The sequence below is a fragment of the Chryseobacterium sp. Marseille-Q8038 genome, assembly GCF_965111995.1.
The window spans coordinates 98,371-117,981 of the sequence record NZ_CBCOPN010000001.1 but is presented as its reverse complement, the minus strand read 5'-3'; the positions used below and the strand labels follow the sequence as shown (position 1 = coordinate 117,981).

The following is a 19,611-nucleotide window of genomic DNA, read 5'->3' as shown; positions in this document are numbered from 1 at the left end:
GTTAGTTTTGCTCAGTTTTGTCCCCTATTTGTCCCTCAAATCAATAATATTTTATTTTTTTTAACTCGGGAGAGGTAATGTCGCTTAAGGTAACTTATTGCATCTTATTGTATCTAAATGTACCGTAATGCACCTTAAGCCAAATTATTCCTCCCACAAATAAAATATTATGAAAATCAAGAAGATTTGCATGCATTGTAGGCTTGAATTTATTGCACAAACAACAGTAACCAAATACTGTAGCAAAACCTGCAATTCCAGAGCTTACAAGATTAATGTTAGGGAACTTAGAGTAAAATTAACTGAAGCAACTCAGGAAGTCCCCAAAACCCAATCAAAATCTAAAGAAGATCCTAACTCTTATTTTGCACTTAAAACCCTTGATTACTTAACAGTCAAGGAAGCTGCTGCATTGTTGAAATGTGATAAGAGAACAGTCTATCGAATGGTTAAGAGTGGCAGTATTCCAGCAGCTAATTTATCAATCAGAAAGATACGTCTATTAAAGAAAGATATTGATGCACTGTTTGAAATTATGCCAAAGGTAGATCAAAATCCAACTGAAGATTTGGAAAAGATTGAATGGACACCTTTAAAGGATTGCTATACTATGGGTCAAATACAGAAAGAGTACAACATTTCGGCGACTTCCCTAAAAAATCTTATAGCAAGACATAATATCCCAAAATTTCAAAAAGGCAAATTTGTATATGTGCCAAGGATTAAAATTGAACATATTTTAAAAAGAATTGAGTTGGGTATCTATTCGGGATAATACCAATTTATTTGGCATTCTGACGCCAAATATCCCCTAATAGAGCCAGAAAACCTAGCTCAACCCCATCAATTTTTAATATTACTCAAAAATCCAAAATTATGTCAAAAGTAACATTAAGGAAAAAACCAATATCCAAAGGCAGACAATCTTTATTTCTGGACATATGGCCTCCAATATATAATCCAGAAACAGGAAAAATGGAACGAAAACACTATCTAAAATTATACATATATAATCGCCCCAAAAACGATATTGAAAGGAAATTCAATAAAGAAACCTTAGCTCTGGGAGAGTATGTAAGAGCTCAACGGCACATAGAATTACAAAGCAAGAGGTTCGATTTTATTTCCGAGGAAAAGATGAAGTCAAATTTTATTGAGTTCTTTGAATCGGAAGCGAGAAAGAGGGATAACTGTTATAACTGGGTGATGTCTGTTAGATATTTTAAGACTTTTGTAGGCCCTAAAATCCCCTTTAATGAGTTGAATGAAACCCTATGTGAGGAGTACGCTGATTATTTGTTAACGTGTCCCGCTTTAGGGCGTAGAAAAACTATAAAAAAGAATACAGCAGTTGCTTATTTTGGCAGATTTAAGCTAACATTAAAAGAAGCATTTAAAAAACGTTTCCTAACAACAGATCTAGGTTCAATAATTGACGGTATTGCCCCGCAACAAACGCATCGTCCTTTTTTATTTATGGAAGAACTGGAAAGAATGGCAAATGCAGAGTGTCGCAATCCAATAGTAAAAAAGGCCGGACTATTTTCTGCTATGACTGGGTTTAGATATTCGGACGTGGAAAAGTTATTATGGAGCGAGATTCATGGCACGGACGGCAATTATTATATAGTTTATAATCAAGAAAAAACTGAAAACGCAGAATATCATCCAGTATCGGATCAAACCATAAAGTTATTAGGGCCACGAGGGAAGTCCGATTCCAGAGTATTTGAAGGTTTGAATTATCATAATACGGTCGCGGAGTTAAAAAAATGGTTAGTTAATGCAGGTATAGAGAAACATTTCACCTTTCACGGCTTCAGACATACTTTTGCAACCTTACAAATTGCTGCTGGCACTTCTATATATACTGTTTCAAAACTATTAGGTCATAAAGATATCAAAACGACAGAGATATATGCTAAGATAGTTGACAGTCTAAAAAAAGAAGCCTCCGAAAAAATTAAGATTAATTTATTTGATATAGGCAAGAACATAGTAAATACAGATAATTGTGATTATCCAAAAGATATCATAAATATCTAAAAACTTGTGGATTCTAATCAAATATGAATATGTACCCCAATTCCTTTAAAGGACAAATTGTGACAGATAAAGTCACTTTTCAAATAATTTTTCTCTGTTTATCTAACTTGAAAAGAAAAGTATGGAATACACATTTGATCAAATACCAAATATTCTGAAAAGAATTGAAGAAAGATTGGACAGTATAGAAGATCTTTTACTGGAGCGACTCCAAAATGAAGTGCCAGAACTTGAATTTATCGGTGCAAAAGAGGCATGTAAGATTTTGAAATTATCATTACCAACACTATATTCTAAGGTTTGTTTACGTGAGATACCATTTTATAAAAAAGGTAATAGGCTCCATTTTTCAAAGAAAGAATTATTAGAATGGATACAAGAGGGTAAAGAAAAATCCTTAGATGAATTAAATGAAAACGGAAAAGAAATCTTAAAAAAAATGGCAAGGAAAAGGTGGCAATAAAGAATATTCTGGTATTTTAATCCTTCTAAATATTATATTTAGAAGGATTAGTATTTCATATAATTTATGAGATTAAGACAATCAAGATATTTATTTCGGAGAAAAAACCTCTTTGATGGTTATTCTTGTAAGAAGCTTCAAAAATTCGCCTATTTCTTCTGCTTGTTCGTCAGAAACGGGAGTACCTTCTTTTTCCATAATTTTCTTTATATCTTCAAGGTCTACCCCTTCTATTTCAATAAAACATGAATTTGTAAGCATTTGATAATTTTCCCTTACTTTTCTTTTTTTAGTCATAATTGGAAACTAGTTAATTAATAAAGCATTAACACTAAAATTCGATTAATGTTTACATTTCATAAAAGCCAATAAAATTGATTTTGACATAAACGGTAACTGTACAGTAGCCTACGAATATTGGCTTAATACTTTCAAATATTAAATAGCAAATAATTACACAATACATTAATTTAAATTGCTTTTGAATCAAATTATGAATGAATAAAATATTTTAATAGAATTCGAGGAATACAATAAGGTTATTAGCAAAACAATATATAATTAATTGATAAATTAAATAAATCGCTACAAAGGGAAAAATATTATATTTTTAAGACTGCTGATATCACTGGACCTGATAATGAGAACCTTTCTAATATATTTTTACCATGATAAAATCAATTTATGATACTATAGTAAAACGTATTGAAATTCAAGAGTGCAAAATTACATTAAATACCGAAAAGGTAATAGAAGAAGCCCATCAAATGACCAATGTTTTAAAGGAACTTCTAAATGAGACAAAAGATCTTGTTTCTGAAAAAGGCTTTTTGGACAAAAATGAAGAGATAAAATTTTTTAAGGATATAAAGCCTCAGATACTTGGGAAACTTATCTTTTACAATAAAGTTTATAGAATCGAAATATCATGCCCAGCAAAGGGAGGAGAAATCTATACCAGATATTTTGAGCAGGAACAAGAAAAGCTGAACAAAGAATTTAAGGAATATTTTATCGATTCAGACTTCTATAGGTATATCAAATCTGGAAGGACCGACCTAGATGAAAAATACTTTAGATTGGGTCAAATAGATATTATGGATGGACTGAACAGTTATGTTTTTGAAATTGATCCACAATTTTCAACTTATTACGATTATAAAGTGGCTCACATTCATGCCGACGATCTTTTGTATAATTATATACAGCAAAGATTGAATCCTGAAGATAAAAGTTCTTTTATTTTGCAGATTGGTGAGACAAAAGACATTCTTTGGACTCAGACAAAGAATGCACTTATCGAATTAATATATGCCCTCCATGCAGTTGATGCTATTTCTCATGGAAAACTAGGCATACGCAAAATTAGCGGAGTATTTCAAGTTTTATTTCATATTTCTCTTAACGATTTACATAATAGTTTCCACCGAATGAAAACCCGTTCTGGTTCAAGAACGTTATTTATAGACCAGCTGAAATACAGCTTAGAAGAGTATATGGATAAAGAGGATACTTACTAGCTATTATTTACAGCCATTTTAATATACGTTTTATAACAGCACTTCAGTGCTGTTATTTTTTTGTGCATTGGCCTATATGTGTCTATGGGTAAATCTCCCTAAAATATAATCATAGTATTAAACAAATAATCATAACATATTAATAAACAACAATTTAAAATATTTTATAAAAAATATAAAAATATATGTTTCCGATAGACACATATAGGAAATCAAACCCAAACAAACTTTTCAATTTTGTCTAGTAGAAATTATTCAAAGGAAAGGAATCAATTCAAACTTACTTACAAATTCTATTAAATGCGATAGGAAACCAGCGGAAAAATAAGGTATTCAATTCCACCTTTAGGAGTTTCAAAAACTTCACAATGTAGCTTAGTCAATAGAAATAATTAAAACAAAATGTTATGAATATAGACAGATTAGAATTTATTGCCTGGATGGATCGAATCATGGATCGATTCGATTTGCTTTCTCAATGTGTAAGAGAAATGAAAAAAAACAACAATGCAATTGATGGAGAAGAATTGCTTGACAATCAAGATCTACTTCAAATGCTGAAAATTAGTAATCGTTCTTTGCAACGATACAGGTCCGAAGGTAAATTACTCTATTACACTATTAGTGGTAAACTTTATTACAAATTGTCGGATGTACACCAATTTATTCGGGACAGCTTCAATACTCCTACCAAACGTAAAAGGAAAATGACAGACGAATAGTTCCTTCTAATTCCAACTTACTGGTTTGTATCAATATATAAAATACCTTGATCTGAGATTTTATAAAGTATTAATGTTATGAGCGATAATCAATCACCAAAGAAAAAAACAGATCAGGTAAATGATTTAACGGATACTCTACTTGTGCACGATAAGGAGACCAATAAAATTTTGGCCGTAAAGGGTGTCAAGAAAAAACCTGGAGAGAAGGATGAACTAGAAACTGTAGATCCTACAAAAAGAAAGGAAAATTCATTTTTGAAAATTAATAAAAATGAAGATATGCTTTCCAATTTTTTAAGGAATTTCTTTAGCCAGATTAGTAATCCTACACGCTTTAATTTTTTTAAAGTCCCGATTCAGACTGCTGTAATAATAGCAAAAAAAATGCAACAGTTTGTTAATACTGCAAAACTTGAAGGAGCAGATCTTTTGAAAGGTCTCAAAGAAATTTTAAACCCACAAAATAATAAAAATACTATGGCACAACAAGAAAACAAACCTGAAAATAGCCCCCGCTATTCAGTAGACAAAATTGACTGGAAGAGTCTTCAAAATCTTGGTTGGACACAGGAAGATTTCGTAAAAACTGGTCTACTTGACTCTCTATTAAAAGGATTTAAAACAGCCGAAATGCTTCCAATATCAGTAAAAGTCGGAAATCAAAAACTCGATACAGAAGGCAAACTTTGGCTTGAAATGGGCAAAAATGGTAAAGCTGTCTTTAACATGCTTCCTAAGAAGAATGAAATAGAATTGGAGATACCTTTTTTTGGACATCAATTTACAGATGAAGACAAGGCTAATTTGTTGGAAAAAGGAAACATGGGACGAGCAGTTAATCTGACTGAAGACGGTAAAACTCATTTACCCCATTTAATAAGCCTTGATAGGGATACAAAGCAAGTGGTTGCTTATTCAGTAGCAAATATTCAAATTGATGATGTGATCAAGGGAGTGACGGTTTCACCGGAACAAAAAAAAGAGTTGTTGGAAGGAAAATCAATATACCTTGAAGGCATGCTTTCAAAGCGTAATTCTTTGTTTAATGGAGAAATTCAATTTAATGCATTTAAAGGCCATATTGAGTTTCAGTTTGATAAAGGTAATTCTAAAATCCAAAATCAGGAAAATTCTCAAAGTCAATCAACTGAGATACCTAAAGTTTACAGAAGGAAAGAGTTTACATTCGACCAGTATAATAAGATTTCAAACGGCGAAACAGTATATATTACTGATTTTAAAAATGGTTCAGGAAAAGAATATCCGGGATATGTTTGGCTTAATAAAGAGAGTGGAAAGTTAGACTTTAATTTTAAAAATCCGAATAATCTTAAGCAAAAGTCAACCCCTGCAGAAACTCATAAAACGCAAGTTGCAGTTAATTCTGAGGGTAAAACAAATGAAGCTACAAAGAATATCAAGGAGCCATTAAAATCAGGACAAACTGGACCTCGCAATAAAACGCAGCAGAATAAACAAAATGAGGTATCTAATTCTCCTAAAAAAAGAGGTCGCAAAGTATCATAAAAGTCTAAATCATGAAAGCAGTAATAGCAGAAAAACCAAGCGTTGCCCGTGAAATAGCGGCTCTTCTGGGAGCTACAGAAAAGCATGATGGATACCTCAAAGGCAATGGGTATCTTGTAACATGGGCGATAGGTCATTTGATTTCCTTAGCAATGCCATCAGATTATGGTATAACAGGCTTTCTAAAGGAAAGTCTACCAATTTTACCAGATCCATTCATACTAACTGTAAGGAAAGTAAAGAAAGAAAAAGGGTATCTAGATGATCCAGGAGCAATAAAGCAGCTGAAAATTATAGAAACGATTTTTGAAGAATGTGAAAGTATAATCGTTGCTACTGACGCAGGAAGAGAAGGCGAACTTATATTCAGGTATATCTATAATTATTTAAAATGTAAAAAACCATTTGAACGGCTTTGGATTAGTTCATTAACAGAAAAAGCCATCAATCAAGGTTTTGCTGCTTTAAAGCCGGGATACGATTTTGACGGATTATTCTTTGCTGCCCAAGCAAGAAGCCGTGCTGATTGGCTGGTAGGAATAAATTCAACGCAAGCACTTTCATTGCAAGCCGGAAATGGGGTTTATTCTTTAGGGAGAGTCCAAACCCCGACTTTGAGTTTAATTTGCAAGAGATACATTGACAATAAAAATTTTAAAGTTGAAACCTATTGGCAATTAGAACTAAAATATTCAAAAGATGGAATGAACTTTTCTAGCACGTCCAAAGATAAATGGAAAGATAAAGATAAAGCGATGGAGGTCATGAAATCCATTGAGCGTCTCGGAAATTCAGTTGTTAATTCTGTAATTACCCGTAATTCAAACGAGCAGCCCCCTTTACTTTTTGATCTTACTGCTCTTCAAAAAGAAGCTAACAAGAAACTTGACCTTACAGCCGAAGAAACCTTATCCATTGCTCAGACCTTATATGAGAAAAAGTTCATTACATATCCCAGAACTGGTAGCAAGTATATTTCTAACGATATCTGGCCGGAAATACCAGATTTGGTAAGAGCCCTGGAAAATCGAGAAGGATATAAAGAACGGATCAACAATGTCAAATGGGGTCGATTTAATAAAAGGATTGTTAATGATCTAAAGGTTACTGATCATCATGCATTATTGATAACAGAAAAAATTCCTTCTGCTCTTTCAACCAAGGAAAATGCAATTTATGACATGATTGCCCTAAGGCTCCTTGAAGCCATTTGCTATCAATGCACTAAAGAAATTACGGATATAAAACTTGAATCCTTACATTATGAATTCAATTTGAAAGGGTCACGAGTTATAGACCCCGGCTGGCGTGCTATAAAAAATCATTATCAAGATGATGAAAACGAGGAGGAAGTTTTAATGGACATTCCAATTTTAAAAGAAGGTGATTCACTCAATATTAAAGAAGTAGGTATTTTGGAAAAGAAAACTCGACCGCCGGCAATTTATACTGAGGCGAGTCTTTTATCAGCAATGGAAAATGCTGGTAAACAGATTGAGAATGAAGAAGAGCGAAAATCGCTTGATAATATTGGTATTGGTACTCCTGCCACCCGTGCAGCAATAATTGAGGTTTTATTTGATCGGAATTATATTATACGAGATAAAAAAAATCTAGTCCCTACCCAAAAAGGAATTCAAGTATATGGACTTGTAAAGGAAAAGAAAATCGCCGACGTATCAATGACTGCCCAGTGGGAATTAGCTCTTCAAAAAATAGAGAACAATGAATTGGATTCACAGGTGTTCCAAAAGGAAATGGAGGATTACGCTAAAAGTATTACTTCGGAATTATTATCTACCACTATAGTACCCAATACTCCAGCTTTAACATGTCCAAAATGCAAAAATCATAATTTAATTTTTAATGATTATGTTGTTAAATGTCCTGACCAGAATTGCCAATGGATCCAATTTAAATCTGTTTGTGAGGTTATGCTTAGTGATAAAGAAATAGAGAACTTGATTTTAAAAAAGAAAACATCCCTTATACGAGGAATGAAAAGTCGGTCAGGAAACAAGTTTGATGCGTATATTTTACTAGATGAATATGGGAAAACATCATTTGAATTTGCAAAACCGAAAAAAAAGAGAAAATAATACAGGTTAAATGGTGGCTAAAATGTCACCATTTAATTTTTTATTCAAATTTATATAAAAAGTTAAAGGCAATGTTGATCAATGGTAGCGCTATTCTGGCGGTGCTAATTCCTGAATTAGCACCTTAAAGTATTGCTTTCTAACGAAATACAACTTTACATTTGTCTTGTTCACGATATGATTTTTCAATTTAATGGGGCTTGTAAAATAAAGCCGAAAGGAAATTATTAAAATCAAAATCCTTCAAAAACTAACAAATAAACTAAGCCATGCGAAATAAAAGATTAATTATAGACATCGTTGTCCTGCTGTTGGTGATACTATTTCTTTATACCGCAGTGAGCAAATTTGTGGATTTTGACAGTTTTGCTCGTGATCTGAACAGTCAACCTTTTCCAAATTCTCTAACTCCTATTCTAAAGTGGGTCTTACCAATACTGGAAATTGGAATTGCTATAACACTATTTTTTGAGCGAACAAGAATGATTGGATTATATGGGTCTTTCATACTCATGAGTTTATTTACAATATATACAGCTCTTGTACTTTTTAAATTTTTTGATGATGTCCCATGCAGCTGTGGAGGAGTAATAACACATCTATCTTGGACTCAACATCTCATTTTCAATCTATTTTTTGTAGTCATAATTTCTATATCAATTAGATTGAGTCGAGAAAAAAAAGAAATAGATCAATATTTAAATTTCTTGGAAAATTCAAGCGATCAGTAATAAAGTAATATAAATTATTAGGTTCAGAAAAAGGAGTCGCCGAAAACCTTACTAGAGTAGGCAAAACTAATCTTAAAAATAATTAATTATGAAAAATTTTAGATTTTTACTTGCCGCAGCCGTAGTGTTTGCCGTAGGTAGCGCATTTACAAATGCACCAGAAAACAAAAGTTACGATGCGAATTGGTATTTGCCAACAAATCCAAATTTGTCCTATTCTGATCCAGGGATAGCAAATTTCAGCAATTACAACCCATCAACTGCTCATAGTTCGCCTTCGGGTTGTGGAGGTGAATCTAAAGTTTGTGCGGCTCAGTTTACCGACATCACTAAGCCTGCAAATCAGGTATTACCACGAGATTAAACTAAAGGCCCCTAAATTCTTAGGGGCTTTATTTTATTATTTTTCTTTCGAAAGTTTAGTAATTACTACAATATCAGTAAATTCTTTCCTCTGCTCTAAATACATTCCAAATTTTTTAAGTTCTCTATTTAGAGTGAATAAATCTTTAAGGTCGCCATTCAGTTCCACCGTTAATCGCCCATTATAATTCGTCTTATTAATCAAAGGTAGATTTAAAGATTCAACCAATGGTGCAAATTGAGAAATTAAATAATTTATCGACTGATCTCTTATTTTCATGGATAGGTCGGTTGTATAAATATTCGGGTTATTTTCCTCCGTACAAGTCATTTTGAATTTCTCGTTATCAATGATGGTTAATGCTAAAATTTCTGTTTTTCTTTTTTCAAGATGGCCTTCAAGTCCTTTAGAACTAAAAAAACGGTTTAAATCTTGTTGTGCAATTGAAAATAGTGAATCAATTGTATAAGTACTATCGGGCATAACAAGTTCGTAACTATATGCAACATCAGGTTTTATTTGCTTATATAAATCTATTAATCTTTGCGAAGTAAATATCCCCAGTTCGACTGAATCTCGTTCCGTATTTAAACCCTTAACTTCAAGTCTATGATCAGACCAAAAAGCCAAATCAAATTTACCGAAAATCATTTGATAAAGCTTAGATATAGGTGCATTGACACATGTTATAAAATTTTCTCCCCTAAAGTATCCACCACTTAAATCAGGTCTATATTTAGTAACTAATGAATGATACTTAAGTTCATTTCCGACCTGTACTATATTGCTGCCAAAAAGTGGTTTCCCTCCCAAATATTCGATTTGCGGAATTTTCATTTTTACACTTATTACTTCATCATGCAAGAATTCCTTCATGCCAGAAACCAAGCTCTCTTTCTCACCAGTAATTGCCTTAACAAGCCCATCTTTATTAATCCAAACATAATGTGGTATAGTCATATGTGGAAAATACTGTTTAATGAAATTGTTCTTTGTTAAAATTGTCAAACTATATTTTTTATTATCAAATACTCGATCTAAAACTTCTTGTACCAGATCATCATTTTGATCTGTAATTGAAACGATACTTAGTTCCGAGTCATATTGTTTTTGAAGAGAGTCTAGCAATGGAAAAGCCTTTAAGCAAGGAACGCAATATGTTGCCCAAAAATCTAATATTATAGATTTATCTTTACTTACACCATTTTGGGAGTGTAAGTATTCCAACAAGTCAGCAGGACATTTGTCACCAATTTTCAAAGGTTTTACTTGGCCGTGAATATTAGATACTAATATGAATAATAAAGCTATAATACAAAATACTGTTTTATAAATTTTCATTTTTTTTTCGTTTAATAATTATCTTGGGTTCTGTTGCATTCCTGACCGTAGTATGATATCTTCGGGTATTGGTAAAGCAAAGCGTAAATCATTTGGTGGTAAAGTATATACAACGTTGTCTATTATCCTTTTGAGAGAAATTTTTGACCCTTCTTTATTAAGACGCTTAATATCCATCCACCTAATTCCTCTCATTAATAATTCTTTTCTTCTCTCGGCAAGTACTACAGAAAGTACTTGTGATGTATTTGTAATAGGCTTAGATTTATAGGTGCCAGTTCTATATCTGTTCATAAGTAATGCGTTTATATCATTCATAGCATCTATTGGTTTATCCAATCGCGCAAAACATTCCGCTCTTATTAGATAAACCTCATCTGTAGCAATTCCATTAAAATATAAGCTTGAACCATTATAACTGCCTTTAAATGTTTTAGTACCGTCAGGGTTATCTCTAAAAAACACTGATTTCCTAAGGTCATTGTCATCATATAATTTTAATAGTGTAGTGTCAATTTTAGCCCTTAAGGAACTAGCAGGAGCGGCATTTATAGTTCCAGAAACGGTATGATATAAAACCTCTTTATTAAATATACCTATGGGAAACGTTAAAGAGGAATTCAAAGTATTGTAGTCTATTAAATCCTTGTATAGTTTGAGACTATTATCTGCATTTATAAATGCTTTATCATACTGTCTGATAGCTAAATAGATTTTTGAAAGCAGTGCATAAGCTGCGGGTTTAGCCGAACGAGAAACATGCAGTGGTGAAGTTGGTAACAAATCCGCTGCCATTTGCGCATCATTTAATATCTGATCATAGGTTTCTTTCAGCGTTGATCTTTTTGAAGGAATATTTAAATCTGGATCTAAACGTAGTGGCAGACCAAGTTCATTTGACGCGGAATTTTCATCGTATGCAAGACAAAATATTGACGCTGCTTTATAAAAAGAATAAGCTCTTAAAAAATGTGCTTGCCCCTTAATATTATCCCATGTGCTTGCATTTTCTGCCGTTCGTTGTACTTTGTTAATATTAGCAAGTACTGTATTGGCTAAATATATATTATTATATACCTGCCCCCAATCATTAACAGATATCGTGTATTCAGCCCAAAGATCGGTCGCATTCCATATATACATGTTACGATAATAATCTGTAGTTAGTGCTTGATAATCATTCGGTGTTATGTAATAGTCGTCAGCACTTACATTATCTGCAGAAACAGTTAACGTATTTATAGTAAAAAAGTTATCCAAAAGGCTCTGCATATCATCAAGTGTGTTTATAATAACTAACGATTGATCAGGCTTTATATCAAGATATTTTTTACAACCATTAATTAGTGCCGTAATTAACACTAAAAGGCATGTTACCAAAAATGAAATTTTCATAGGTTTATTTTTAAAGTTTATAATTCTGCCCTAAATCCTATTGCTATATTTTTTGGAGATGGAAATGTGGAGCCTGTAAAAGCATAATCAGGATCAATTCCATATTTGTTTGCTCGCCAAATTATACCCAAGTTGTTTGCGTTAAGGAATAGCTGTAAATTCTTGAAGGGTGAGCGTTTACTCTCTAAGGGTACTACGCTGTAAGAAATATTAATGTATTGTAGTCTGATACAATCTGCCTTTTCAATTAATGATTCTGATCCATAATAAAAATTATCTCTAGAAGAATTAAGTGGATACACGAAGGATGGTACGTCAGTTATCAATTCATCACCTGGTTTCTGCCATCTCCTTACATAGTCTGAATGAGTTGATGTCCCTACAGCTGCACTCGAGTAATTAATAGATTGCCTTCTAAAATTGTTTCCAAAAGAATACGTAAACCTTATTGTAGCCGAAATTGGACCATAAGAAAACGTGTTTCCTAAAGAGCCATAATAAACTGGTAAACGCGGACCACCATAAATTAAATCATCAACTGTTGTACCAGAGCTTATGAGGCTTGTATAGTCAATACTAGATTCGCCCTTAATGAATCCTTGTGGATTTCCGAGGTTATCAAGACCATCAAATTTGTACGCATATAATGCCCAAACTGGAAAACCTTCTCGCGGAATTTTTGTATTATTAACATAGGAACTACCATTAAAAGTTCTTAAGTAGTAGTTAGTCACTTTATCTTTATAATAATTAAAGTTTAATACAGTTTCCCATTTGAACTTCTTATTTATATTAATACTGTTCAATTCAACGTCAAGTCCATTCCCTTTCATAGAAGCTGTATTCTTAGTAATAGTTGCATTAATTAATCCAACTGTATAGTCTACGGGTATTTCGCCATATAGGTCTGTCGCTTTTTTTTGATAGAAATCAATGCTTCCCCAAAACAGATTGTCTTTCGCACGAAAATCAAGTCCTAAATTGGTTGTTCTTACCTTTTCCCATCTTAATTCCGGATTATAAAAGTTCCGAATCTGAGAAACTGGGGTTCCTGTATATTCTGATGGAACAGAATTATAAGCTATTGTAGTGACTGCTGATAAACTAGGGTCAATGTTTCCACTAAAACCATAGGTAGCGCGTAATTTTAAAAAGGAAATTAAATTCGTTTTATAAAACTTCTCATCTGACAAAAGCCAACTTACTCCAGAAGACCAAAGTGGTGTCCATTTATCATTTGTATTTACTCCAAAAATATTTGAGGCATCACGTCGCATACTTCCTGAAAAAGTGTATTTCTTTTTATATGTATATGCTGCATTAGTATAAAAAGAAACAAAGCGATTTACAGTTTTTGAGAAGCCATTGTTAGTTGGTATACGCACCATTTGATTTGTTACGTAATTTGGATATAGATTTTGATAATCTACGAAAGAGCTTGTAAGCACATCTTCTTGATAACCATATGTACGATACCTATTGAGAATTTTGTTGATTTGTCTTACCTCTTCACCTACAATTATAGTCGTATTGTGTTCTTTCCAAGTTTTGTCAAAATTTAATTGAAGTCGAAAGCTATTTGAGGTGAGGTTTCCATCATTCTGATCGTAAATTCCTCCTTTGGGAATGATGTTAGAAATTTTATTCCTATTCACTTGGGAAAAAGAATTAATAAGGTTTCTTACGAAATAACTATTTTGATTAAAAAGACTTTCTTTGTTATCTTGTTGTTTTTCGTATTGATAACGTAGATCTATACTTAAGGGCTGTATAATATTATAATTGACTGCAAAGGTTGCTAAAACATCCTGAGTGTTATTTTTTACTGATGAATTTTTATGATCATTTAAAGCATAATAGTTCCAGTCTAGTAACTGTCCTTTAGACATTTCAGAGTCTTTATACGATTGACTATATGTTTGTGGAACCGGTATTGCGTTTCCATTTTCATCAGCTAACATTTGGTAAATTTTAAACATTTCGGAATAACCAATTTTACCTGACTTATTATTGCTATTCGTAAATTGTATACCAACATTCATTTGCAAGGTAGATAATGGTTTAAAAGACGCTTCTGTACGTAGATTCAAACGATCATATCTAGTTGACAGATTATCAATATTTTTATCATATCCTGTCGAAAACAAATACGTAATTTTATTGGCACCTCCTTTCATGTTCAAATAATATTGTTGGTTGACAGATTTTTCATATATATATTTAGAAAAGTCGTCACGAACATCAAGATTGCGAAATGAGTTAATTTTTTCATCCGCTTCTTGTTGAGAAATATTTCCATTTCTAAGCTTTGTTAATAGTTCTACAACATTGGATAGGACTGGTTTATTTATATTTGTTATTTCACTATTATAAAAACCTTTGTCAAATAGAAATTTTTCCATATCTATCAAATCATTACTAGACATAGGTGTCAAATAGCTAAGATTTGGTTTGTTTCCAATTTTTATATTTGAATTTACCTCAATACTAAGCGGTTGATTGAATTTACCTTTTTTAGTCGTAATTACAATTACTCCATTTCCGGCCCTACTTCCCCAAATTGACGACGCTGCAGCGTCCTTTAATACCGTAATGTTTTCTACATCATTAGGATTTATATTGTTTATATCACCTTCGTAAGGAAAGTTATCGACTACTACAAGAGGGCCAGATGGACCATTAATTGTACTCAGTCCTCGAACCATTAATTGAGAAGTTGTGGTCGCGTTATTTCGAAAAACTGATACGCCGTTGGTGATATATTCGAGCCTACTCAGAACATCAGTACCAACCTGCTCGTTAAACAGTTTTTTTCCTACCGTAGCAAACGACCCTGTAGACCTTTCCTTTGGTAACGTTTGATAACCAGTTGATACAACATCAACGATATCAATGGTATTGTTAGAAAGACTCAAAAAAATATTGGAAGCTTCGCTAGCGGATACTTCAGTTATAGCATACCCTATATATGACACCTGCAAAACTGCATCATTATAATTGGCAGGAATTTCAAATCTTCCGTTTGCATCTGTAAAAAAATCTACAGTTGTTCCTTTGATCCTAACAGAAGCGCCAGCAAGTGCTTCCCCTTTTTCATTGCTGACTTTTCCTTTGATGGGTTCCTGTTCTTTTTCTAGAGGAGTTTTTGTTTTGGGCTCCTTACCCCTATCCACAGAAATTATCACCTTACCATCAATGATATAACCAAATGGCTGACTGCTAAATATTTCATTCAAAACTTCTTTAAGGTCTTTATCCTGTGCAGAAATCGTGACTGTTTTAGCCATGCGCATATGTCTGTCGTTTATGGCAAATGAATAACCAGATTGTTTCTGAACCTGTTGGATAACACTTTTAAATGGTGTGTCTTTTGAGAAAAGAACAATCTTCTGTGCTGTTACTTTGGTACATGCCAAGAATAAGAGTAAGAACATGTAGAAGATCGTAGTTCTCATGGCTGGTCTTCTGTTAGAGTGCGTGACAATGTATAGCTGATCTTTTCTGGGAATAGACCGCCGTTTACCATTGTCTTTAATGGTATAAATCATTACATTTGAGTTAGGGTTAGTTAATAGCTTTATAAATTCAATTTTAACCCGCAGCCGTCCCGACTGGACCTCGGGACGGTATATTTTTAAAAAACTACGGGCATAAACACATATGAAACGTCTTTACTTGATAAACACCTCCTTTCCTCGGATTTCGGTTTTGACACCATAAGTATTTTCTATTGCTTTCAGAACGGAAGAAAGCTTTTCATTTTTATTGATATTGATATACGCCTTTTCGCAGTTCTTAAAATTTCTAGGGTAAATAAAATCCACATCGTACCAATTTTCTATATCGCTACCAATTACTTCCAGACTGACACTTGATCCAATAATATTACCGTCTTTCCATCCTACATACTCATTCACGTCAGTTTTTTGTTTTAAAATGATGTGATTTTGGACAATGGCCTGCTCACCGGGTTTTAGTATTTCAGGAGATCCAGCATCATTTAAAGTGACTGATACACTACCACGAATTAGCGTTGTGAATTGTACTTCGGAATAAGCACGTAAATTGAATGCTGTTCCCAATACTTTGATCTGCTGCATATCAGTTTTAACAATAAAAGCATTTGCTGGATTATGCGTAACTTCAAAATATCCTTCTCCTTTCAGTTGTACTTCTCTCTGTTTGCCTTTAAACGCTAAAGGGTACTGAAGAGACGAATTAGCATTTAACCATACTTTAGTTCCGTCTGAAAGGGTAATCTGATATTGTCCACCTCTTGGCGTAATTAATGTAGCGGACTCAGCATTGGCCACATTTGCTACGCTAGTGCCATCATCATAGGAGAATCCAGCATTCGTAATACGGATTCCCTGATGACTATCTAAATTTATGGATTGACCTGTGGAAAGTTTAATTGTTGCTTTATTAGAACCAGGAAGCACGTCAGTTCCAAAGGCAGTAAGCGCTGATTGCGCTTCTTTATCCCTATTGTTGATATAAACCCATGTTCCTACACCAATGGATAAAACAAGGGCCGCTGCGACTCCTGCAACACGAAAAAACTTAATTTTCCTTTTTTGTCTGATCTTTCTTTCAACAAGTTTAAACTGGAAGTTTGTATCGGTACTGAACTGCTCTTTTATTGCATTAGCAAGATTTTCATCATCTTTTAAATTCTCATAAAAGATTCGGTTTTTTTTATCTTTCTGTAACCAATTATTGAAAGTCTCGCGCTCATGATCTGTCAGAGGAACTTCCTGAACAACTTTTTTGAGTATCGTGCTTATTTCAAAACTATTGTAGATATCTTGCCTTTCCATTCTTCCTTTTTTCTATAGAAACAGAAAAAAGGTATGGCAGGACTAAAAGAATTTAAAAAAATTATAAATTAATCAATAGAAATGCTATTCCGGCACCGCTGAGCCTCTTTTTGAGGATAGAGATTGCTCTAGCTTTTTGAGCTTTTACCGTACTTACAGTTATTTCAAGGTCTTCTGCAATTTCTTTTGCATTTTTATCTTCCTCGAAAAACTGTTTCATTATCTGTTTGCATTTTGTGGGAAGTAGATCAATTTCAGCGCTGATTTCTCTAACTAATTCAGAATAAATAATGTTTTTCAAAATATTATCTTCTGATTCATCAAATGATGTAATGTATTGGTCAAAGCGCCGTACTCGTACTTTCTCTTTAGCTATCCTGTTCAGGCAGGCATTTTTTGCAGATATATAAAGAAAAGCCTTTACATTTTCCATCGTTTTGAAAGAGTTTCTTTTTTCGTAGAGTTTTACAAAAATATCCTGAACAATTTCCTCAGCATCATTAAGATTGTAAGATAATATAAGTCTATTGGCAAAGAAAACAAGTGCTGGCTGGAATTTATGGAAGATTTCGCTAAAAGCATACTGATCCCCTTCTGCAAATCTTAGCACGAAAAAATCCTGTGTTATATTTTCCAAGTTCTTCATCATTCAGGGGGTCACGTAATATAAAATTACTGAATATTTTTCATAAGCAAAATATTTACATAAAATATCGGGAATTTGTTAGGTCAAAAAGAAACGTAAAACCAGTACTTAATTTATATGATGGAAGAGTCAGCTTCATTTGTAGAGCTAAACGTATCCAGGTCTTTTTGTCGGTTTTTGATAAAATCTGTGGGACGGATCCCATTAATTTCCTGAAACCGCTTTGAAAAATTGGATCTGGAAGCAATACCGCATATCTCCGCGAGAAATGCGATTTTATAAGTAAGGAATTTTCGTTCCTTATAAAGCCTTTCGGTTATATAGTTAATTCTCAAAGCAATTAAATATTGACTAAAGGTCATTCCCTTATAGTCATTTATTATTTGGGAAAGATAGTTCGAATTTGTATCAAATTTAACAGCTAATTCAGCGATTGTCAGTCCTTTCTCTAAAAACTCCAGATTATTTTCAAATTTCGTTAACTTATCCAGAATTCCGTATTTAAGTCTATCATCAAGATCCTGCCTATCATGCTCTTTCTGTTTAATGGGTGTAGATGAGGAGATATACACATCTTTATTAAGAATGGTCTGTTCAAGGGCTTTATAGTTCTTCTTGATTTGTTTTTCCCTCTTATTATATTTTAAAGTGATAAGAATTATTATAACACCAGCCGATAAAAAGACAGAAATATTAACCCAAGATGCACGCGCGGACTCTTTTTCTAATCTTTTCATCTCCTGGGTCAATCTCTTTGTATCATATTCTTTATAAAGCTTAGAGAATAAATATCTAAAGTCTATGGAAAGAAGGGCATCAACCTTTAGCAATTGTTTTGTATAATAAAGCTCCTTATGAATATTGTTTTCGCCTTTGTAATGATTAATCAGCAGTTCATAATTATCTCTTACCTCCGGCAAGACAAAATTGTGCTTTTGAAAGACTGAATCGACTTTTTGGAAATATAACACCGCAGTAACATTTTCTCCACTGGCAAGGTAGGATTTGCCAATATAGGAGTAACAAACTGATACCCACGCAAAGTCATTTACTGCCGAAATAGAGCCTATTGATGATTTTAGTGAAGAAATCGCATTTTTATAATCCTTCTTCCTAAATTGTGCTATTCCTCTTTCTTTTAAGAAATAGCCATATTCTTGCAAGTATTCTTTGCTTCCGGAAGTCTCAGATAGCCCAATGGATACAAGGGAATCTGCAGTTTTATAATCTTTAAGATTACGGTAGCAGACAGCCATTTGATGTATACTGTTTAAATAACCACGTATATTTGCGTACAGAAGGTTAGGATGCATCTTTTTTCTTGATTCATTTTGGAAGAAAGCACTTGTTTTCTTAAAGTGTTCTAATGCATCGCCATAGTGGCCAATATAGCTTTTAACTATACCAATAAAATAAGACAACCTATTTTGGTAGAAGATATCTTTTCCATCTATTGAATATTCAGATGCTTTCAGAAATTCGTCTAATGCCAATTGGTATTTTTTAAATTGGAAGTAATAGACAACACCTTTTTCAAGATATGCAGAACTGATCCTTTCTTCATCTCTTGTCATTTTTGATGCCCATATTGTACTATCAGCATATTTAAGCTTGTCATTTGGTGATGGTGAAAATAATAAACCGTCCAAATATCCTCTAACAAGCCTTTCATAATTTTTTTCTTTTTTTGCTTTTACAATATATTTTTCTACAAAAGGTTTAGCACTAGAATCGTTTTCGGGAAGACCCTCATAATTTCGCCGTAGTATATAGTAATCACTGTATTTCTCATTCTTTTGCGCAAAAAGGCATTCACCAAAAATGGTTAATAGAATAATAAAATATTGGCTAGCCTTGGTTTTCATGGGATATGGAAAGTTTTCCATCAAAATTATAAAAATTCACCCAATTATGAATACGGCCAAAGTAGGTGC

Annotated in this window: 16 protein-coding genes; 9 read left to right on the top strand and 7 right to left on the bottom strand. The window is 33.1% G+C overall.

Going from position 1 to position 19,611, the window contains the following annotated elements; genetic code table 11:
• Nucleotides 1-169 precede the first annotated feature (169 nt).
• The 3 genes from ACWPWS_RS00580 (at nucleotide 170) to ACWPWS_RS00570 (ending at nucleotide 2,509) form a co-directional block, all read left to right on the top strand.
• Nucleotides 170-775: a helix-turn-helix domain-containing protein gene (locus ACWPWS_RS00580; protein WP_454045119.1), complete on the top strand. Its 606-nt coding sequence runs from the start codon at nucleotides 170-172 to the stop codon at nucleotides 773-775.
• 101 nt (nucleotides 776-876) lie between these two features.
• The gene (locus ACWPWS_RS00575; protein ID WP_454045118.1) at nucleotides 877-2,046 is read left to right on the top strand and encodes a site-specific integrase; all 1,170 of its coding nucleotides are present in this window, start codon (nucleotides 877-879) and stop codon (nucleotides 2,044-2,046) included.
• Nucleotides 2,047-2,167: 121 nt separating this feature from the next.
• The gene (locus ACWPWS_RS00570) at nucleotides 2,168-2,509 is read left to right on the top strand and encodes a helix-turn-helix domain-containing protein (protein ID WP_454045117.1); all 342 of its coding nucleotides are present in this window, start codon (nucleotides 2,168-2,170) and stop codon (nucleotides 2,507-2,509) included.
• 90 nt (nucleotides 2,510-2,599) lie between these two features.
• Here ACWPWS_RS00570 and ACWPWS_RS00565 read toward each other — a convergent pair whose 3' ends face one another.
• The gene (locus tag ACWPWS_RS00565) at nucleotides 2,600-2,806 is read right to left on the bottom strand and encodes a hypothetical protein (protein ID WP_454045116.1); all 207 of its coding nucleotides are present in this window, start codon (nucleotides 2,804-2,806) and stop codon (nucleotides 2,600-2,602) included.
• Nucleotides 2,807-3,177: 371 nt separating this feature from the next.
• Between ACWPWS_RS00565 and ACWPWS_RS00560 the strand changes: the two genes are divergently transcribed.
• The 6 genes from ACWPWS_RS00560 to ACWPWS_RS00535 all read left to right on the top strand — a co-directional run bounded on the left by ACWPWS_RS00560 (nucleotide 3,178) and on the right by ACWPWS_RS00535 (nucleotide 9,475).
• A complete protein-coding gene (locus ACWPWS_RS00560; protein ID WP_454045115.1) occupies nucleotides 3,178-4,029 on the top strand; it encodes an RteC domain-containing protein in 852 nt (283 codons plus the stop codon).
• A gap of 407 nt (nucleotides 4,030-4,436) precedes the next feature.
• The gene (locus tag ACWPWS_RS00555) at nucleotides 4,437-4,751 is read left to right on the top strand and encodes a helix-turn-helix domain-containing protein (protein ID WP_454045114.1); all 315 of its coding nucleotides are present in this window, start codon (nucleotides 4,437-4,439) and stop codon (nucleotides 4,749-4,751) included.
• 78 nt (nucleotides 4,752-4,829) lie between these two features.
• Nucleotides 4,830-6,281: a DUF4099 domain-containing protein gene (locus tag ACWPWS_RS00550; RefSeq protein WP_454045113.1), complete on the top strand. Its 1,452-nt coding sequence runs from the start codon at nucleotides 4,830-4,832 to the stop codon at nucleotides 6,279-6,281.
• A gap of 11 nt (nucleotides 6,282-6,292) precedes the next feature.
• Complete coding sequence (locus ACWPWS_RS00545; protein WP_454045112.1) at nucleotides 6,293-8,380, top strand: DNA topoisomerase 3; 2,088 nt, start codon at nucleotides 6,293-6,295, stop codon at nucleotides 8,378-8,380.
• Between the two features lie 269 nt (nucleotides 8,381-8,649).
• Nucleotides 8,650-9,111 (top strand): MauE/DoxX family redox-associated membrane protein, encoded by a 462-nt coding sequence (locus ACWPWS_RS00540; protein ID WP_454045111.1) that lies wholly within the window; start codon nucleotides 8,650-8,652, stop codon nucleotides 9,109-9,111.
• 88 nt (nucleotides 9,112-9,199) lie between these two features.
• Nucleotides 9,200-9,475: a DUF6520 family protein gene (locus ACWPWS_RS00535; protein WP_454045110.1), complete on the top strand. Its 276-nt coding sequence runs from the start codon at nucleotides 9,200-9,202 to the stop codon at nucleotides 9,473-9,475.
• 36 nt (nucleotides 9,476-9,511) lie between these two features.
• Here ACWPWS_RS00535 and ACWPWS_RS00530 read toward each other — a convergent pair whose 3' ends face one another.
• From ACWPWS_RS00530 to ACWPWS_RS00505, 6 genes are all read right to left on the bottom strand, one after another.
• Nucleotides 9,512-10,816, bottom strand: coding sequence for a TlpA family protein disulfide reductase (locus ACWPWS_RS00530; protein ID WP_454045109.1), 1,305 nt, complete (start codon nucleotides 10,814-10,816; stop codon nucleotides 9,512-9,514).
• Nucleotides 10,817-10,834: 18 nt separating this feature from the next.
• Nucleotides 10,835-12,211 (bottom strand): RagB/SusD family nutrient uptake outer membrane protein, encoded by a 1,377-nt coding sequence (locus tag ACWPWS_RS00525; RefSeq protein WP_454045108.1) that lies wholly within the window; start codon nucleotides 12,209-12,211, stop codon nucleotides 10,835-10,837.
• A 17-nt stretch (nucleotides 12,212-12,228) separates the two neighbouring features.
• Nucleotides 12,229-15,759, bottom strand: coding sequence for a SusC/RagA family TonB-linked outer membrane protein (locus tag ACWPWS_RS00520; protein ID WP_454045107.1), 3,531 nt, complete (start codon nucleotides 15,757-15,759; stop codon nucleotides 12,229-12,231).
• Between the two features lie 123 nt (nucleotides 15,760-15,882).
• Nucleotides 15,883-17,031: a FecR family protein gene (locus tag ACWPWS_RS00515; protein WP_454045106.1), complete on the bottom strand. Its 1,149-nt coding sequence runs from the start codon at nucleotides 17,029-17,031 to the stop codon at nucleotides 15,883-15,885.
• A 61-nt stretch (nucleotides 17,032-17,092) separates the two neighbouring features.
• A complete protein-coding gene (locus ACWPWS_RS00510) occupies nucleotides 17,093-17,680 on the bottom strand; it encodes an RNA polymerase sigma factor (protein ID WP_454045105.1) in 588 nt (195 codons plus the stop codon).
• 110 nt (nucleotides 17,681-17,790) lie between these two features.
• Complete coding sequence (locus tag ACWPWS_RS00505) at nucleotides 17,791-19,542, bottom strand: helix-turn-helix domain-containing protein (protein WP_454045104.1); 1,752 nt, start codon at nucleotides 19,540-19,542, stop codon at nucleotides 17,791-17,793.
• Nucleotides 19,543-19,611 lie beyond the last annotated feature (69 nt).

Bases quoted from the DNA above. Each gene is read 5' to 3' on its own strand.
- ACWPWS_RS00580 (WP_454045119.1), top strand. From the start codon at position 170: ATGAAAATCAAGAAGATTTGCATGCATTGTAGGCTTGAATTTATTGCA.
- ACWPWS_RS00575 (WP_454045118.1), top strand. From the start codon at position 877: ATGTCAAAAGTAACATTAAGGAAAAAACCAATATCCAAAGGCAGACAA.
- ACWPWS_RS00570 (WP_454045117.1), top strand. From the start codon at position 2,168: ATGGAATACACATTTGATCAAATACCAAATATTCTGAAAAGAATTGAA.
- ACWPWS_RS00565 (WP_454045116.1), bottom strand. From the start codon at position 2,806: ATGACTAAAAAAAGAAAAGTAAGGGAAAATTATCAAATGCTTACAAAT.
- ACWPWS_RS00560 (WP_454045115.1), top strand. From the start codon at position 3,178: ATGATAAAATCAATTTATGATACTATAGTAAAACGTATTGAAATTCAA.
- ACWPWS_RS00555 (WP_454045114.1), top strand. From the start codon at position 4,437: ATGAATATAGACAGATTAGAATTTATTGCCTGGATGGATCGAATCATG.
- ACWPWS_RS00550 (WP_454045113.1), top strand. From the start codon at position 4,830: ATGAGCGATAATCAATCACCAAAGAAAAAAACAGATCAGGTAAATGAT.
- ACWPWS_RS00545 (WP_454045112.1), top strand. From the start codon at position 6,293: ATGAAAGCAGTAATAGCAGAAAAACCAAGCGTTGCCCGTGAAATAGCG.
- ACWPWS_RS00540 (WP_454045111.1), top strand. From the start codon at position 8,650: ATGCGAAATAAAAGATTAATTATAGACATCGTTGTCCTGCTGTTGGTG.
- ACWPWS_RS00535 (WP_454045110.1), top strand. From the start codon at position 9,200: ATGAAAAATTTTAGATTTTTACTTGCCGCAGCCGTAGTGTTTGCCGTA.
- ACWPWS_RS00530 (WP_454045109.1), bottom strand. From the start codon at position 10,816: ATGAAAATTTATAAAACAGTATTTTGTATTATAGCTTTATTATTCATA.
- ACWPWS_RS00525 (WP_454045108.1), bottom strand. From the start codon at position 12,211: ATGAAAATTTCATTTTTGGTAACATGCCTTTTAGTGTTAATTACGGCA.
- ACWPWS_RS00520 (WP_454045107.1), bottom strand. From the start codon at position 15,759: ATGATTTATACCATTAAAGACAATGGTAAACGGCGGTCTATTCCCAGA.
- ACWPWS_RS00515 (WP_454045106.1), bottom strand. From the start codon at position 17,031: ATGGAAAGGCAAGATATCTACAATAGTTTTGAAATAAGCACGATACTC.
- ACWPWS_RS00510 (WP_454045105.1), bottom strand. From the start codon at position 17,680: ATGATGAAGAACTTGGAAAATATAACACAGGATTTTTTCGTGCTAAGA.
- ACWPWS_RS00505 (WP_454045104.1), bottom strand. From the start codon at position 19,542: ATGAAAACCAAGGCTAGCCAATATTTTATTATTCTATTAACCATTTTT.